Below are 16555 nucleotides of genomic sequence, written 5' to 3'. Positions count from 1 at the left end.
GCGCGACGAATCTTAATTTTCTTTCACCGGTGCGTTTATCGCCAAGCTACTGAGTCTGAAAGAATATAGTCGCCGATTCGCAGAATGAAAGGCTGCAGCGGGGTTTCACTAAATCAATATGATGAGTTGTGAAGTTGATGCATTGGCCTGACGCTGATTAGGATTTTTCTGCATCCCGCAAATGAATGCCTGAACAAAAAAACACCAAAGTAAATTATTTGCCCATAAAAAAACCCGGCATATGCCGGGTTTTTACTCATTACCTGCTTAATCACTTAAAGCCATTCGGGTTCTTCGACTGCCAGTTCCAGGTATCGCGCATCATCGCATCGATACCGCGCGTGACGCGCCAGTCGAGCTCTTTGTTCGCCAGGCTGGCATCCGCCCAGAACGCCGGCAGATCGCCGTCGCGGCGCGGTTTAAACTCGAACGGAATCTGTTTACCGGACGCCTGCTCAAACGCCTTGATCATCTCCAGCACCGAGAAGCCTTTGCCGCCGCCGAGGTTGTAAGCTTTGTAGCCTTCAACTTTTGGCAGGTGATCCAGCGCTTTCAGGTGCCCTTCCGCCAGGTCGACGACATGAATATAGTCACGCTGGCAGGTGCCATCTGGCGTCGCGTAGTCATCGCCAAACACGCCCAGCTTGTCCAGACGCCCAATCGCCACCTGCGCAATGTACGGCAGCAGGTTGTTCGGAATACCGGTTGGGTCTTCGCCAATCTCACCGGATTCGTGCGCGCCGACCGGGTTGAAGTAGCGCAGCGCGATGGCTTTGAAGTTCGGCTCGGCTTTGGCGAAGTCGCGCATCACGAACTCAATCATCAGCTTGGAGGTGCCGTACGGACTGGTGGTGCCACCAATCGGCGTCGTTTCGACGTACGGAACCGGTGCGTCAGCGCCATACACGGTGGCGGATGAGCTGAAGATAAAGTTCCACACGCCAGCGGCGCGCATCTCTTCCAGCAGCACCACGGTCCCGGCGACATTGTTCTCGTAATATTCCAGCGGCATGCGCGTGGATTCGCCCACCGCTTTCAGCGCGGCGAAGTGGATGACGGCTGAGATGTCATTGCTGGCAAACAGATCGCGCAGGCAGGCGCGGTCGCGGATGTCGCCTTCAACGAAGACCGCTTTCTTACCGGCCAGCTTCTCAACACGATTAATTGCTTCGCGCGAGGCATTGCAAAGGTTATCCAGGACTACAACGTCGTCGCCGCGCTCTAACAGCGCCAGCACCGTATGGGAGCCGATGTACCCTGCTCCGCCCGTTACCAAAATAGCCATGTGTACTCCTTTAAAACCGCGCAACCTGCGCGGCGGGGAAAGAGATTATTTTGCCAGAATTTTTTGGATTGCTTCGCGGAAATCGCGGCCCTGGGTGTTGTTGCGCAGACCGTAAGAGACGAAGGCCTGCATGTAGCCGAGTTTACGACCGCAGTCGAAGCTGGTGCCGGTCAGCAGCTGGGCATCAACCGGTTTTTTCTGGCTCAGAGAGGCGATGGCATCGGTCAGCTGGATACGGCCCCAGGCGCCGGGCTCTGTGCGCTCCAGTTCACCCCAGATATCCGCAGAAAGCACGTAACGGCCCACGGCGGTCAGGTCTGAGTTCAGCTCGGACGGATGCTCGGGTTTTTCCACAAAGTTAGTGATGGTGCTGATATCGCCCGGGTTATCCAGCGGCTGCTCGGTGGTCAGCACACCATATTCAGACAGGTCTTCGCCCGGCATGTGTTTCGCCAGAACCTGGCTGCGGCCGGTCTCTTCGAAGCGTGCCACCATCGCGGCAAGGTTGTAACGCAGATGGTCAGCGGTGGAGTCATCCAGCAGCACGTCTGGCAGTACCACCACAAATGGGTTGTCGCCAATCATCGGACGGGCACACAGTACTGAGTGGCCAAGACCCAGCGGGTTCGCCTGACGCACGTTCATGATAGTCACGCCCGGCGGGCAGATTGACTGCACTTCGCTCAGCAGTTGGCGCTTCACGCGCGCTTCAAGCAGCGCTTCCAGCTCGTAGGTGGTATCGAAGTGGTTTTCCACTGCATTTTTGGAAGCATGGGTGACCAGCACAATCTCCTTGATGCCCGCCGCCACGCACTCGTCGACAATGTACTGAATCATTGGTTTATCGACGATAGGCAGCATCTCTTTCGGAATGGCTTTAGTCGCAGGGAGCATATGCATACCGAGACCCGCAACCGGGATTACTGCTTTAAGCTTGGTCATATTTATTCCATTTCATGAAGTGAATACGTGGGGTCGATTATGCAGGATCGGCCGGTTGAGCAAGTATAATCTTTATCTGAAAAACCGGCACTAACTCTCTGTCAACACATAAAAAATCGTCAAAAAGTCCATCTGCCAGTCAGCGATGAGGTGGGAAAAAAAAGCGGCTAAATGGCTGAAAAACAGTGGAAGGCAGAGTGCAAGGCGATAACTAGTGAGGCCAGTGATTGTTGAGCGTTCAGACCGGCATTGCGGAAACATCATTGGGGCGAAGATGGAAGCGTATTTTTGGAAGGTCGCCATGAATGGCGCCCCTACAGGATCACAGCAGGTTTTTGTAGGGTGCGCATTGATGCGCACCGGCGGTTGCACGTCAGTCACCGATCACATCTGATGATGCCGGGCGGTCGCCGTTGCCAACGACCGCCCCTGTCATCACCGCTTACAGCCAGCCCTCAAACCACTCGGGCATCACGAACAGGTTGAAATGATTCACCAGCAGCATCAGGCCGACAAACACCACCGACACCGACACCCACTGGCGCGCATACGGCATAAAGCGGATGCCAATCACCGGTTTGATGAAGAACGGATGCGCGAAGGCGGAGATCAGTACCTGTGAAATCGACAGCGTCAGCGCCACGTAAATCACGTTCGGCCAGATCCACGTGGTCGCCAGCACCACCACCACCACCAGGCTGGCGACGATATTCCAGTAGAACTCGACGTTGGTGCGTCCGTTCGCCTGAGAAATCGCGCCGGTTAGTCCGCCCATCGGGCGCAGCATACCGAACAGCAGCATCAGCGGGATCAGGTGATACACCTGCTCATGCGAAGCGCCATATAGCACACGCACAATCACCGGAGAGAGAATACCAATCGCCAGGTACATCGCGCTGCTGAACAGCATGATGACGAAGGTGCCCTTAAGGAACAGTTTTTTCAGCTGCTCGGGATCGTGCTGCTTCTCGGCGAAGCGCGGCAGCGCCAGGCGGTTAATCACTGGCGACACCAGCTTCAGCGGCTGCAGAATCAGCTCTTTCGCCAGCGAGTAAATCCCCAGCATCTCGGCACCCATCACTTTACCGACGATCAGCGCATCGGCCTGAGTACGCAGCTGGTTGATGGTTTGCGAACCCAGCTGATAGATACCGTAACGCACCGCGCTGACAAAGGTTTTGCCGTCGAACTCCCACGTTGGTCGCCACGACTTCTCGCCAAAGTAGATCATGCAGAGAATGCGCGTGAAGGCATTGATGAATAGCCCGAGAATCGCCGCCGCTACCGTCAGGGAGGTGAAATAGAGCATCGCCACCGTACACAGGAAGGCAAACAGCTTAGTTCCCATCTCAATCTTCGCCAGCGTCACCATGCGTTTGGTTTTCACATAGTGCGCCTGATACTGCGACAGGTGACCGAGCACGAGGAAGTTGAGGCTGGTGAGCATAATCAGTGCTGTCAGCTCCGGCAGATGGTAGAACCATGCCACCGGCCAGGCGATGGCCAGCATGATCAGACCGGTACAGAAGCTCAGCGAGACGTTAACCCAGTAAATGGTGCTCTGCTCACGACGTGTAATCTCCTGACGATGCACGATGTAGCTGCTCATGCCCATGTCCTGCAGCACGGTAGCCACCGCCAGAATAGCGTTGATGATCGCCAGCAAACCCAGCTCGTGAGCTTCCAGCTTGCGCGCCAGCACCGCCAGCTGCAGCACCTGCAGCAGCGCGGCAAAGCAGGTGCTGCCAAACAGCCACACCGCCTGTTTTTTTAATCCACTCACACCATGCGCTCCAGAATTTTCGCCAGCTCACCGTAAGCGATGTGCTGATTGAACTCGGTTTCCACTTTATGGCGCGCTGCGGCCACCACCGGTGCAACGTCAACGTCGCCGCGCGACAGGCGCAGCAGGGTGTCCGCCAGCTCACCGGCATCATTTTCCGATACCAGCCAGCCGCTGACGTTATTCTGAATCAGCTCCGGGATGCCGCTGTGGTAGGTGGACACCACCGGTAAGCCGACCGCCATCGCTTCCATCAGCGCCACCGGAATGCCTTCCATATCGCCATCGGCGGCGGTTTTCGACGGCAGCAGGAAGATATCGGCCTCGCTCAGCGCCTGACGAATCTCCTCCTGCGGCTTGAAGCCCGGCATGGTCACCATGTCTTCCAGGCCGGCACGTGCGATGTGCTCACGCATCATGCCGTCCTGCTCGCCGTTACCAATGATGGTGAACTGGAACTGACCGCCGTTATCGCGCAGGATTTCACTGGCCTTGACCGCCACGTCCAGCCCTTTTTTCTCGGTCAGGCGCGCCACCGAAACAATGCGCAGCGGTTTGTGGAACGCGTCGCGTGGCTGGAAGTTAAACTTCTCCGGCTCGATGCCCATACGCGTGACGTGAACTTTCTCGCGCGGACAGCCCATCTCAATCAGCTTGTTCTCCCACAGATGGCTGATCGGCAGCATCAGTTCGCTCTGTCTGAACAGGTTGATGTAATCCAGTTTGTGCTCTTCGAGAATGTGGCGACGCGAGATGTCCGCGCCGTGGAACACCGTCGCCTGCTTGCCCTTCAGTACCCCCAGCTCGCGCAGTTTATTCGCCAGCGCACCGGCATAGCCGAAGTGCACCAGGAACACATCGGCGGTAAAGGTCTGCCGGGCATTAGCGACAATGGCTGGCAGCAGCAGTTTTTTCGCCTGCGCACCGTAGCGGCCAACGTTGAGCGACTTCAGCAGCGCCGGTTTGGCGATTTTCGGCAGCATCAGACCGATGCGCTGGGTCAGTTTGTCGAGGTTTGATACCTTCTCTTCCGGCAGCAGATAGTGGGTTTTCGCCGCCAGATTGTACTCATCGAACGCGGCATGACGGTTGATCATGTCGCCCGGAAACACCGAGATGATCTCGACGTCATAGCCGGCATCGATGAAATGCGTCACCTGATTGAGGACAAACGTCTCAGAGGCAACCGGAAAACGCATGGTGAAAAAGGTTAGCTTCATCACTTACCCCAGGACGTTGAGAATTTCTTCGGTGATGCGGTTGCCGATTTCACGCTCCTGCGCCACCGCGGTGTTCACTTTTTGCTTCACGTTGTCGTAGTCCGCCAGCACCGTCTGCACTTTGTCGATCAGCGAGCCGTCCATCAGGCTCTGCACGTCGGTGGCCATCTGCGGCAGACCCAGCTGGTTCATCACGCCGAGCGATTTGTGCTCGTAGTTGATGGCCACGGCTGGTGTGCCGAAGTTCATGGAGATGATTGCCGAGTGCAGGCGTGTGCCGATGGTGAGATGGCAGTGGCTGAGCAGGATTCCGAGTTCCAGGTCGTTGAACTCGTCCATGATCACATGGTAGTGCTCCGGCTGCTCAACGTGGTCGCGCAGCGTCAGCGCCACCATACGGTCATCTTTGGCATAGCTGTCGATGCCGGTACAGGTGGAGAACGCCACCACCTGATAACCTTCGGCGATCATGGCGTTGATCACCCGGCCAAACGCGGCTTCATACTCTTTCTGCGTAACGCCAAGACGTTTGTCGAACGGTGCCAGCTCACGCACGGTGATGGCGATGGTTTTGCGCGACTGAATGATGTTCTGCCAGTGCAGCAGGTTGTGGCTCGGATTTTCCACCTCGCGCGCCTGCACCAGGAACGCGGTGTCCACGCCCTTCTTCACCCGGCTGGTGGTCACGCCATCCTGCTTCAGGCGATCGAGGCTGACCTCTTCGCGCAGCACCAGGCTGTCGACGCGGTCAAAAACAAAGTTTGCCAGCGCATTGACGCGCGGGTTTTCGAACGGGCCCACCGAGTGACCGATCATGTGCAGCGGCTTCTTCGCCATCAGCGCGCACAGCGCGTGATCGAACTGGGTGACGCCGTACAGATCGACGAAGAACGAGCCGCCGACCTGAATGATGGCGTCATATTTCGCCAGGCTGCGGGTGAATTCCGCCAGATGCGGCGGCACCGAGAAGGATTTATACACGCCGCCTTTGCCGAGGTGCGCCATCATGATGTCCGGCATCAGACGGTTGGCGACTTTGCGCTTCAGGCTGCTGACCAGCCCTTTTGGCGCCTTACTGTTGTGTAGAAACAGCGAATCCTGCTGGATGTGCTGCTGCAGTAAATATCCGGAGCTGGTTGGATAGCGGCTGATGACATCGATATCCAGATCCCCACGCGCGGCCTGCAATGAATCAATCAGTCCACGTAAAATCGCGCCATCCCCACGATTTCCACAGGTATGGTTACCCACCAATAAAATCTTCATAAAAACTCCAGATAAATTTTTGTAATTTTTTACAAGCCGCCAGTTCCATACTGGCTAAGTGAACTCTGTAAGAAAAAACTGCTAATGGGCCAGCGGCCCGAAATTAACGACTGCCTGTTGTGACGTAAATGCGTTACCTGTTTAGCGGTGCGCATAAATGCGCACCCTACAAGTCCTGTGCGCGATGATGAGAAGTGCACGGACGTAGGGTCGCCATTCATGGCGACCGCCGCTCACCCTCACGACTTCAGCGCAAAATACGGCAGCGCCACCTGCTCGCCGTTGATCACCACTGAAACAAACCCCTTCGGCTGGCGCGTATCCACCTCTTCGGCCTTGAGCGCGCGCGACGCCAGCAGCAAATCGCCCTGCTCGTTGCCGCCGATGCCGGCTTTACCGTTGTGCAGGCTAAACCGCTGCGGGGCCGGCTGGCTGCCGCTGGTCGGACTGCCCTGCGCCATGGTGGCGTCAACGCGCGCACAGCGGCCGGTGAGGAAACGGTCTTTGGCGGTGCTCTTAATCAGCACCACCGCCGTCGGCGTCCAGCCCGCCAGTTTGACGAACACTTTGCTATCGGTATCGCTGCGCGCATCGACGCGCACCTCCAGCACCGGCGAACTGCCTTCCGCGGACCAGCTGGCTTCCGCCTTGCTGGTTTTGCGCTGCAGATGAATCACCGCGCGACCGCCGGTCTGTTTACCGCCCATCACGTCGAGCAGCGGCTGTTTGTCGCTGCCGTTGCTGAACTGCGACTGACCAAACAGCTCGATCTCCCAGCTGTCACCCACGGTTGGCGAGTAAAAATTACCCAGCTCGAACCAGGTGGCCTGATTGGTGTTGTTGGTCAGACGGAAACGCGACGTGATGTAGTTGTATTTCAGGCTGCCGTCGATGGCCACGCCGTAAGACTCCACCCGCGTTGAGCCCATCTCCCAGATATTCAGCCAGCGCTCGCCTTCCAGCGAGTTATCGATCCAGCTGCCAGACTGCAGATTGGTCTGGCGCATGTTGAGGCGGGAATTGCGCGCGTTCAGCGGGTTTTTACAATCTTCCAGGCTCAGCGCATCAATGATCCACTGACCGTTCGAGATATCGCCGGGGTGCTCGCTGTGCTCAATCCAGCCGTTATGAATGATCGACTGGCTGCAGCGCGGCAGGTTAAGTACCATGCCGCCGGTACAGCGCTGGGCGTTGAAGTTCGACAGCTCAATCGCCGTACTGTGGTCCCACGCACCCTGCTTCTGTCCGGACCAGCTGGCTTTGATCACGTCACCGGTACAGGTGTCGGCGTACCACTGGTCGATTTTGCAGTCCAGCGTATCCAGCAGGCTGATTGAGGTGCCGCCGACGCGGTTGAAGCGCAGGCAGGCACCGCGGAAGAACTGACCGCCCGGACAGGTGTTGCGGAACAGCCCCTGTTTGTTTGGCCGCTTGTCGTTCTGACCGTTGAAGATCAGGTTGGAGATTTCGGTCCAGCGCGCATTCACCTGGAACAGGAATTCGGAACGACCGTCAGAAACCAGCGTGGTCGCCGGGAAATAGCCGAAGTTAACCATCGCGCCGGAAATGCGGAAAAAGCGCTGCTGTTGATCGCCAAAGTCACAGCCGGTCACGAAGAAGGTGCCTGCCGGAAACTGTACGCAGATCTGCTGGTTAGCCTTGAGCGACCACTGATACATGGCTTTGATCGCCGGTGCCGTATCGGTTTTGCCGTCGGCGATGGCGCCGAAGTCAAACAGCGTCAGACGGTTGAAATCTTCCACCACGCGGCGCCAGTAGAATCCGTTGCCGCTGAAAATCACGCCGCCATCATCTTCGCCTTCGCCATACACGCCGACGAACTCGCCGCCGCCCACTTCCAGCCCTTCGTGCCAGCTTTTCAGCTTGATTTTCGCCCCGGCAAACAGCGGTCGGGTTTTACGCAGCTCTTCCACCGACGGAATTTCGCCGATCAGCTGATAGCCGTTCGGCTGCGCCAGGCGCTGGCTGAAGTTGCTGGCGTTCGGGCGCGACACGTCGCTGATGGAAAACAGCGTATTGCCCTGGTTATCTTCCACCACCATCGAGTGCGCGGGATTGGCGATTAACGCGGCATTATCGTGAATAAACTGGGCAAAGTTGCCTTTATTGAGCGCAATGGGCTGGCTCACCTGGGACACCTTACCGCTGGCGTCGCGCAGATACACCGGAATCTGGTTGCCGGCCTGGCTGGCATCTTTGCCTGCTGCGCCAATCCACAGTTTGCCTTCAAAGTTCTGCCAGAACTGCGGTGGCATGGTATAGACGTTTTCCGGCGTCAGAATCGGCACATCGCCCGGCGGGACGCTGGAGGCATCAACCGCTTTCAGCGCCGGCTGACCACTTTTGGCGGCGTAACTGGAAAACGCGCTCACCGACAGCGCGGCAACAATGGAGGAGGCTGCAGTTTGCAAGACTTCTCTTCTTTTCATGCTAACAATCCCGTGGTCATGGGGCCGCATGGCGGCCGAAAAGGTATCCCCGAGGCACGATAAAAGTGGTTACACCAGCGCCAGCCAGCTCTGTTTGATCTGATTACCGTCAAACTTCAGCGCCGTCTCTTTGGTTTTTTCGCTCATGGCAAAGAACAGGCGATCGTCGCTGGCCAACTGCTCCATGCGCGCCAGGAAAGTGGCTTTGTCGTTCATTGGCACCAGGAAGCCATCTTCGCCGTGATTGATGATTTCCTGCGGTCCGGTCGGACAGTCATAGGCCACCACCGGCAGCGACCAGGATTTGGCTTCCAGCAGTACCAGCGGCAGCCCTTCATAACGTGAGGTCATCAGCGCCATGTCGCTGTCGCGGTAGTAATCATTGATATTGCTGACTTTGCCGACAAAGTTAACGCTGCCGGTGATGCCCAGCGCCGCGGCCTGATCGTGCAGTTGCTGGCGCAGTTCGCCGTCACCGGCGATCACCAGCTTCCACTCCGGGTGTTTTTTGCTGAAGTCGGCCCAGATATCCAGCAGCAGGTCAAAGCCCTTTTGGTTATCGAGGCGGCCTACCGCCAGCGCCTGACGGCTGCGCGTCTCGCGCTGCCAGGATTTGTACACCACCGGATTAGGAATTTGCTGGCTGGGGATATGCCAGCGGGTGAAGACCTGATGGTCTTTGTCAGTCAGCACGATCACCTGGTCGTAGTAGCGCAGCAGCAGCCACTTCAGCAGTTTGATCGGCTTGCTGAACGAGTTAATAGCGATGTGCTCGCAGGCGTAGGCTTTGAAGGTTTTTTTCTTCATTGCCATCAGGTTCCAGAAGGCAAACATCACGCTCAGGCGCCCCATACTGATCAGGAATACGCTGTCGAAGCCCTCCTGATGGATGCGCGCCACGGCACTTTTAATCGGGTTGCTGTGGCCTTCGAAGCTGACAATCTCTTTCACCCGCTCAAACGGGTAAAAGGTTTTGCCGTGCCCTTCCAGCGAGTAAATGGTGACGGCATGCTCTTCACCGAGGCACTCCGACATGAAGTTGCAGATATTCTCCGTGCCTGCGTAGGAGTAGGCATCCTTAATAACCAAAACAATCTTTTTCATCTGATACTTTTCACCTCAAATTGCTCAAATCCAGACCCAAGTCATTTGCGTTGCCGCAAGGCGGCAAGTGCGTTCATTCCCGGGAGCTTACTCAGGTAAGTGACCGGGAGGGACGTGCGCAGCCAACGTAGCGGCAGCGCGAAGGACACAGGGTCTTAGCGATGTTTAAGGGTGAAAAGAACCCCATTCACCATATACCAGCCGTAATAGTAATAGATTTTTAAAGGATTGTTTTTATAGATAATTCTTAATAATTCGAGGTGCCATTTCGCCGCTTTATTTTTGTTACGCGACAGCGAATCGCCCAGCTCGTAGTAGTTGACCAGCGTCTTCTGGATCACCCGGGCTTGTTTGTAGCGGAGGAACAGCTCATAGAGGAACAGGAAGTCTTCATGGCCTTTACGCTGGAAGAAGATGCCCTGTGGCGGACGACGGAAACACACCGAGGAGAAGCAGACGCGATACTGCTTCTTCACGAAGTTTTCCTGCTGCAGATAAGGTTTGTTGTAGTTGATGTCGTGATCGGCGGTTTTGGTTTTGTAGTGATAATGGGTGATCACAAAGTCGTCACCGGCGGCCAGCGCCGCGGCCTGCTCGGCCAGTTTCTCCGCGTGCCATTCGTCATCGCTGTCGAGAAACGCAATGATCTCCTCTTTGGCCGCGCGCAGACCCACGTTGCGCGTTTCCGCCGCGCCGAGGTTGACCTCGTTGCTGAGGATAGTGATGCGCGCGTCCTGGCAGTGCTCGCGCACAAAAGCGAGTGAATCATCGGTGGATTTATCATTGACCAGGTAGAGATGCCAGTCGCTGTAGGTCTGATTCACGATCGACTCAACCGCACGCAGCACGGTGTTGCGCGCGTTGTACATCGGCATCACGATACCGATGGTGCCAACATGATTTGTCATTTGTATACCCGGAGTGTCAGGAACCGAAAAAATGCTCCCGCTGCGGGAGCAAGTGAAAGTCATAAATCGATCAGGAAACCGCTCTTCGCCCCGTGAAGCGCGACTTCAGCTTATCGACCAGGCGATTGATGAAGTAGGCGCGGTTATCACGGTTGGTGAGGAAGAAGTAGCGCGCAAAACTGACGCTGGCCAGCAGCGAATTGCCATCCATTTTGTAGCGCAGCGGCAGCTTGAACGCTTTATAGGTATGGATATCGCGCGCCGTCAGGTGCGGCTTCATGGTGTCGAGCCAGAAGAAGGAGTACTTCACCGACTCGCCTTTGTGTTTGGAACCAAATTTGGTCACCAGATGGTAGGTCGCCAGCGGTTTGGCGATCATCACAAATTCGTAGCCCATGCGGTCGGCGCGGATGCAGAAGTCATAATCCTGATGGCGAATATAGCGCGCATCAAACTGGATTCTGGCGGCATCTTCGCGTTTCAGCACGATGGTACTGGTCTGGATAAAGCCGTAACAGCCAAACAGGTACTCCGCCACGGTCTCGTTTTTACCCGGCGGCTGCATCGGCATCACTTTGAGAAAGCTGCCGTCCTGATGAATATTGACCTGGCTGAAGATGACATAGCGCGATTTACCCTGCGCTTCCAGCTTGCGGATGGTATCGCACACTTCCAGCAGCTTGTCCGCGTGCCACTCGTCGTCGGCGTCGAGGAAGCTGATGAAGTCGCCCTGCGCCAGTTCAATACCTTTGTTGCGCGCGCCGGCACCGTTGAGTTTGACCTCAGACAGCTCCAGTTTGATGTCCAGATCCTGATAGCGCTCGCCGCGCACCACCTGCGCCAGTTCCGCGGCATCGGCGGATTTGTCATCCACGATGATGACTTCAAAGTTGCGATAGGTTTGCGCTTTGACGCAATCCAGCGTCGTGACAATCGATTTCGACGCGTTATAAGCGGGAATTACAATTGAGAAGCGGATGTCCTGCATTGCCAGCACCTCTTAAACAGCTGTTCCAGATTCAACGGTAACGCGAGCGGCCTGTAGAAAGGAATCGGCTTTGTTCTGAAAAATCATGCCGTTAGTATTCTTTTTCAATAAGACTTTTCGTACCGTCACGGAAATACCTAAGATTGTGCTGTGTGTATGTTTGATGGTGCAAAACGCACCGAAAAATTTAGTCGCCATGTATGGCGTTATGTTCGAGAAAGCGGTTTGCCGGTCGCCATCAATGACGTTATATCCGACAGAGCGGTTTTCCGGTCGCCATGAATGGCGACCCTACGGCGTCGGGCACGGTTCTGACCGTCAGTGCATGTATGCGCACGGGTAAAGAGGTCAACTCTCCTGCACCGTCCACGTAGGGTGCGCATTTATGCGCACCAGCAAAGAGGTCAATTCTCCTGTACCGTCCACGTAGGGTGCGCATTTATGCGCACCGGCAAACAGGTCAATTCTCCTGCACCGTCCACGTAGGGTGCGCATTTATGCGCACCTCGCTAACGCTTTTTAGCCATAAAAAGGGGCGGAAAATCCGCCCCCGATAGTGCTTAGCTTTTGCTCTCTTTACCGTATTCGTAGTTGTAATAGTCGTAGCCATAACCATAGGCATTCGACGCTTTACGGACCACGGCGTTGAGGATGACGCCTTTAATCTCGATACCGTTCTGGGCGAAGCGTTTGTAGCTGACATCCAGCTCTTTGGTGGTGTTGGTTTCGAAACGCGCCACCATCAGCGAGGTACCGGCCAGCTTACCGATGATGGAAGCGTCGGTCACAGCCAGAATCGGCGGCGTATCGATCAGCACCAGGTCATAGTTCTTGCTTGCCCAGTCCAGCAGCTCCTGCATGCGACGATGCATCAGCAGCTCAGACGGGTTCGGTGGCACCTGACCGCGCGGCAGGAAGTCAAAACCGTACACGCCCTTCTGAATCATCGCCGGCGAGAACTCGCTCTTGCCTGACAGTACGTTAGACAGGCCGGTCTTGTTGTCCGCACCCAGCAGCTCGTGGGTATAGCCGCGACGCATATCACCATCGATGAACAGCACGCGCTGACCTGCTTTGGATACCAGCGTCGCCAGGTTGGCACAGATAAAGGTTTTACCAATACCCGGGCTGGCACCGGTGATCATCAGGATGTTGTTTTTCGCTTCCATCATGGCGAAGTGCAGGCTGGTGCGCAGGCTACGAATCGCTTCGATGGAGAGGTCAGTCGGGTTACCCAGCGCCAGCAGCGTGTTGTGCGGATCCGACTTCTCTTTGCTGCCGCGTCGCGCCAGCGCTTCGGTGTCTTTCTTACGCTGCCACTCGGAGAGCGGTACGCTGGCATAGACGTTCATGCCCAGCTCTTCCAGCTGCTCCGGATTGTCGATACCGTGGTGGAACAGTGCTTTCAGCAGCACCAGACCAACCGACAGCATCAGACCCACAATCAGGCCCGCGACAATAATCAGCAGCTTCTTCGGTGCTACCGGGCTGGTGCTGGTTTCAGCACGGTCGATGATGCGCACATCACCCACGGTGCTGGCCTTGCTGATGCCCAGTTCCTGCTGACGGTTCAGCAGCTGCATGTAGATTTCCTGACCGGCCTGCACATCACGCGTCAGACGCAGAATCTCCTGCTGGGTCTGCGGCATGGCCGAGATTTTCTTGTTCAGCTGCGCCTGTTCCGCTTCCAGCGTTTTGCGTTTTTCCAGCAGTGCGCGGTAGGTCGGGTGGTCTTTGGTGAACAGCTGGGAAACTTCGGCTTCACGGAAGGTCAGCTCGTTCAGCTGGCTCTGGACGCTAACGGAAGAGTCGAGCGCCGATTTGGCTTCCAGCGACATGTCGACCGACTCGTTCTGACGACGGAAGGTGTTCAGCTTGTCTTCCGCATCGTCCAGCTTGGCACGCACGTTAGGCAACTGGGTGCGCAGGAATTCGAGGCTCTTTTCCGCCTGCTCAGACTTACGCTCAACGTTCTGCAGCAGATAGTTGTTGACGATCTGGTTCAGCACGCGGCTCGCCTGCTCCTGATCTTCATCCTGGAACTCCAGGCCCAGCACGCCGGTGGTTTTGCCTTTATCGGCGACGGTCAGCGCGCCCAGTACGGTTTTAATCGCCTGCAGGTCGCTCAGCTTGGTGACGCTGAAGCTGGTGCCTTCGTCAGCCTGAATGCCGCTAACCAGCATGGTGACGTCGCCGTGCTGCTCCAGCTGACCGACGCGGCCTTTGAACAGCTCGTCGCCGTCTTTGCTCACGGTATAGGTCTGCGGACCGGTGACTTCCAGCTCAACGGTACGTTTGTCAATGCTGCGCGGAATTTCCAGGCGTGAAATGGCAATCTGCGCCGGCTTGTTGCCCATCAGGCGCGACAGACCTTTACCGATCACCGGGAAGTAGTTTTGCTGAATGACCGTGTCCAGACCGAGGTCGTTAACGGTTTTACCAATCACCATGCGGGATTCGATGATCTGAATCTCGGTGTCTGATGCTGGCGTGGTCGGAATCACATCCTGTAATTCGTTCAGCACCGAGGCGGTGTTTTTCTGCTCCACCTGCACCATAGCGTCCGCGCTATAGATTGGCGTAGCAAACAGTGTGTAGAGCGTTGCCATCAGCATAAAGAAAGCGGTGACCGCCACGATGATCCAGCGATGATCGATCAGCTGTCCCACAAGATGCGCCAGATCCCATCCATTCGAATCTTCTTTTGGCGCAGTCATAACCTTGTTTTTGATATTCATGGATATTCCCAACTATCGGCTTAGTACGTTAACCCATTTCTGGGTAGCGTTTTCCAGTAACCCGTAAACCTCTTCAAAGGCCTCACGGCTTTTTTTGTACGGATCCGCAATTTCCTGTTGGTTAAGCCAGTGGCCCAGCAGCATGGTCTTCCCCCGCGCAGCCGGATCGATGCGATTCACCTGCTCAACGTGGCGCTTCTCCATTACCAGAATCAGGTCAAAGTCACGGCACATGCTGGCCGTTAACTGCTGAGCCTCATGACCGTCCAGCGAGACGCCATGTTCAGCGGCGACGGCGCTGGCCGTCTTATCCGCCGGATGGCCCTTCAGGGCGCCAAGACCGGCAGAGGCGATACGGGTATGCGGAAGTGCGCGTTTAAACAGACGCTCCCCGGTGGGGGAGCGGCAAATGTTGCCGACGCAGACGACTAACACTGACTTAATCATGGTAAAACCTTAGTCCGACCAGTTGCGGAAACGCAGCGCTGCGGAGCTTGCATCGTCGATACCCACGATGGTCGGCAGCAGTCCGGAAATCACGCGGTTCCAGCGGGTGATTGGTGTTGCGGTGACGTAGACAATGTCGTACGGCTCCAGTTGGAATTCGGTGCCCATCACCATCGACGCCGCATCTTTGGTGTTCAGCTGATAGATGTTGGCAATCTTGGTGCGGTTAGCACCGCGAATCGGACGAATGACGAATACGCCGGTGGCGTCAGAGGTGGTTTGATCCATGCCCTGTGCGTTACCCAGCGCTTCAGCCAGCGTCATGCCGCTGCGGTCCATCTTCAGCGTGGTCTGCTGTTTCACTTCGCCCATCACGAAGATCTTCAGATCGTCGTTACGCGGTACGTAAAGGATGTCGCCCGGATAAAGCAGATGGTTCTGGCTCAGGTCGCCGTTTTGCATCAGCGCCTGCAGCGAAATGCGCTGCTCGCGGCCGTTGTGCGTCAGCACCACGTTGCGCCAGTCGGCGTCAGCGGCAAGGCCACCCGCGGCGTTCACCGCATCCAGCACGGTCAGCGGCACGTTGGTGATCGGCTGCTGGCCGGACGTGGTGACCGAACCGGTCACGTAGGCTTTCTGCGAACGGAACGCGGCCACATTGACATCCACCTGCGGACTTTCAATGAACTGCGCCAGACGACGCGCGATTTCACTGCGGATTTCCGTCACGGTGCGGCCTGCAACGCGCACTTTACCGATGTACGGATAGAAGATGGTACCGTCTGCCTGCACCCAGTTACCGGTGTCGCTGGCGCTACGGTACTGACCGGCCGGCGTGGTCAGCTCAGGGTGATCCCATACGGTGACGTTCAGTACGTCGCCGATGCCAACGCGGTATTGATAGCTCTGAATCTCGTTCTGCAGCAGCGGGTTAGCCTGAGCAACCAGCGGCTTCGGACGCATCTGTTCAACCAGACGCGGCGTCAGAGGGAAGACGTTAACGTATTTGTCGATGTCAAAATTGCTATCCTGTTGCTCAATGACATCTTTTCCGCTAGTGGAAAGGTGCGAACCTGGTTCGATGGTGCACCCGGAGAGGAAAGTCGCGGATACCAGTAACGGTATCAATTTAGTTTTCATTATCATCTGGTTCTTCGCTATCAGTTAATGATTGATAGAGGCGAAAACGCCGCTGTGTAAGCGTCTAACAAAAATAAAGGCAAGGAATTAAACACTGAAACTGAGGTTCATTATCATTAGCTCCCTGGTTTATGTTGTCATCCTGGTTGCAGACGACTTCAATTAAAGTGGGTTATCGTTAAGCGGCTTAATAACCCGCTCTGTTCGGGCTCGATAATGGCAGTTATCAGTTACAGACACTCCCAGCACCGGCAGTTATCAGGCGGGAACGTTATTTCGTCCCC

12 protein-coding genes are annotated in these 16555 nt (G+C 56.2%); all 12 read right to left on the bottom strand.

Annotated elements, in window-relative coordinates; genetic code table 11:
- Positions 1–271: 271 nt before the first annotated feature.
- The gene (gene galE / locus AC6I8P_RS07045; RefSeq protein ID WP_058757297.1) at positions 272–1285 is read right to left on the bottom strand and encodes a UDP-glucose 4-epimerase GalE; all 1014 of its coding nucleotides are present in this window, start codon (positions 1283–1285) and stop codon (positions 272–274) included.
- A 45-nt stretch (positions 1286–1330) separates the two neighbouring features.
- On the bottom strand, positions 1331–2227 hold the full coding sequence (gene galF / locus AC6I8P_RS07040) for a UTP--glucose-1-phosphate uridylyltransferase GalF (protein WP_021509335.1): 897 nt from the start codon (positions 2225–2227) through the stop codon (positions 1331–1333).
- 442 nt (positions 2228–2669) lie between these two features.
- Entirely contained in the window at positions 2670–4010 is a 1341-nt protein-coding gene (locus AC6I8P_RS07035; RefSeq protein WP_021509334.1) for an MOP flippase family protein, read from the bottom strand.
- Positions 4007–5230 (bottom strand): glycosyltransferase, encoded by a 1224-nt coding sequence (locus tag AC6I8P_RS07030; protein WP_150058654.1) that lies wholly within the window; start codon positions 5228–5230, stop codon positions 4007–4009. The genes AC6I8P_RS07035 and AC6I8P_RS07030 overlap by 4 nt, the downstream gene beginning before the upstream one ends.
- A 3-nt stretch (positions 5231–5233) precedes the next feature.
- Complete coding sequence (gene wcaK, locus AC6I8P_RS07025) at positions 5234–6496, bottom strand: colanic acid biosynthesis pyruvyl transferase WcaK (protein ID WP_058757295.1); 1263 nt, start codon at positions 6494–6496, stop codon at positions 5234–5236.
- A 239-nt stretch (positions 6497–6735) separates the two neighbouring features.
- The gene (locus AC6I8P_RS07020) at positions 6736–8946 is read right to left on the bottom strand and encodes a phage tailspike protein (RefSeq protein WP_104188463.1); all 2211 of its coding nucleotides are present in this window, start codon (positions 8944–8946) and stop codon (positions 6736–6738) included.
- 69 nt (positions 8947–9015) lie between these two features.
- Entirely contained in the window at positions 9016–10050 is a 1035-nt protein-coding gene (locus AC6I8P_RS07015; protein WP_021509330.1) for a glycosyltransferase, read from the bottom strand.
- 155 nt (positions 10051–10205) lie between these two features.
- Complete coding sequence (locus AC6I8P_RS07010) at positions 10206–10958, bottom strand: glycosyltransferase family 2 protein (protein ID WP_058769966.1); 753 nt, start codon at positions 10956–10958, stop codon at positions 10206–10208.
- A 70-nt stretch (positions 10959–11028) separates the two neighbouring features.
- A complete protein-coding gene (locus AC6I8P_RS07005) occupies positions 11029–11946 on the bottom strand; it encodes a glycosyltransferase family 2 protein (RefSeq protein WP_058757292.1) in 918 nt (305 codons plus the stop codon).
- A gap of 560 nt (positions 11947–12506) precedes the next feature.
- The gene (gene wzc / locus AC6I8P_RS07000; RefSeq protein ID WP_021509327.1) at positions 12507–14684 is read right to left on the bottom strand and encodes a tyrosine-protein kinase Wzc; all 2178 of its coding nucleotides are present in this window, start codon (positions 14682–14684) and stop codon (positions 12507–12509) included.
- Between the two features lie 12 nt (positions 14685–14696).
- Positions 14697–15131, bottom strand: coding sequence for an arsenate reductase/protein-tyrosine-phosphatase family protein (locus AC6I8P_RS06995; RefSeq protein ID WP_021509326.1), 435 nt, complete (start codon positions 15129–15131; stop codon positions 14697–14699).
- Between the two features lie 9 nt (positions 15132–15140).
- A complete protein-coding gene (locus AC6I8P_RS06990) occupies positions 15141–16271 on the bottom strand; it encodes a polysaccharide export protein (protein WP_031280061.1) in 1131 nt (376 codons plus the stop codon).
- Positions 16272–16555: the final 284 nt, after the last annotated feature.

The sequence above is a fragment of the gamma proteobacterium symbiont of Lampromicra miyakona genome (genome assembly GCF_059730895.1).
Note: the sequence above shows the minus strand (reverse complement) of the source record. Positions and strands in the feature narration are given on the sequence as shown.

Excerpts from the sequence above, each read along its gene's own strand:
- galE (WP_058757297.1), bottom strand. The coding sequence starts at position 1,285 with ATGGCTATTTTGGTAACGGGCGGAGCAGGGTACATCGGCTCCCATACG.
- galF (WP_021509335.1), bottom strand. The coding sequence starts at position 2,227 with ATGACCAAGCTTAAAGCAGTAATCCCGGTTGCGGGTCTCGGTATGCAT.
- AC6I8P_RS07030 (WP_150058654.1), bottom strand. The coding sequence starts at position 5,230 with ATGAAGCTAACCTTTTTCACCATGCGTTTTCCGGTTGCCTCTGAGACG.
- wcaK (WP_058757295.1), bottom strand. The coding sequence starts at position 6,496 with ATGAAGATTTTATTGGTGGGTAACCATACCTGTGGAAATCGTGGGGAT.
- AC6I8P_RS07020 (WP_104188463.1), bottom strand. The coding sequence starts at position 8,946 with ATGAAAAGAAGAGAAGTCTTGCAAACTGCAGCCTCCTCCATTGTTGCC.
- AC6I8P_RS07015 (WP_021509330.1), bottom strand. The coding sequence starts at position 10,050 with ATGAAAAAGATTGTTTTGGTTATTAAGGATGCCTACTCCTACGCAGGC.
- AC6I8P_RS07010 (WP_058769966.1), bottom strand. The coding sequence starts at position 10,958 with ATGACAAATCATGTTGGCACCATCGGTATCGTGATGCCGATGTACAAC.
- AC6I8P_RS07005 (WP_058757292.1), bottom strand. The coding sequence starts at position 11,946 with ATGCAGGACATCCGCTTCTCAATTGTAATTCCCGCTTATAACGCGTCG.
- wzc (WP_021509327.1), bottom strand. The coding sequence starts at position 14,684 with ATGAATATCAAAAACAAGGTTATGACTGCGCCAAAAGAAGATTCGAAT.
- AC6I8P_RS06995 (WP_021509326.1), bottom strand. The coding sequence starts at position 15,131 with ATGATTAAGTCAGTGTTAGTCGTCTGCGTCGGCAACATTTGCCGCTCC.
- AC6I8P_RS06990 (WP_031280061.1), bottom strand. The coding sequence starts at position 16,271 with ATGAAAACTAAATTGATACCGTTACTGGTATCCGCGACTTTCCTCTCC.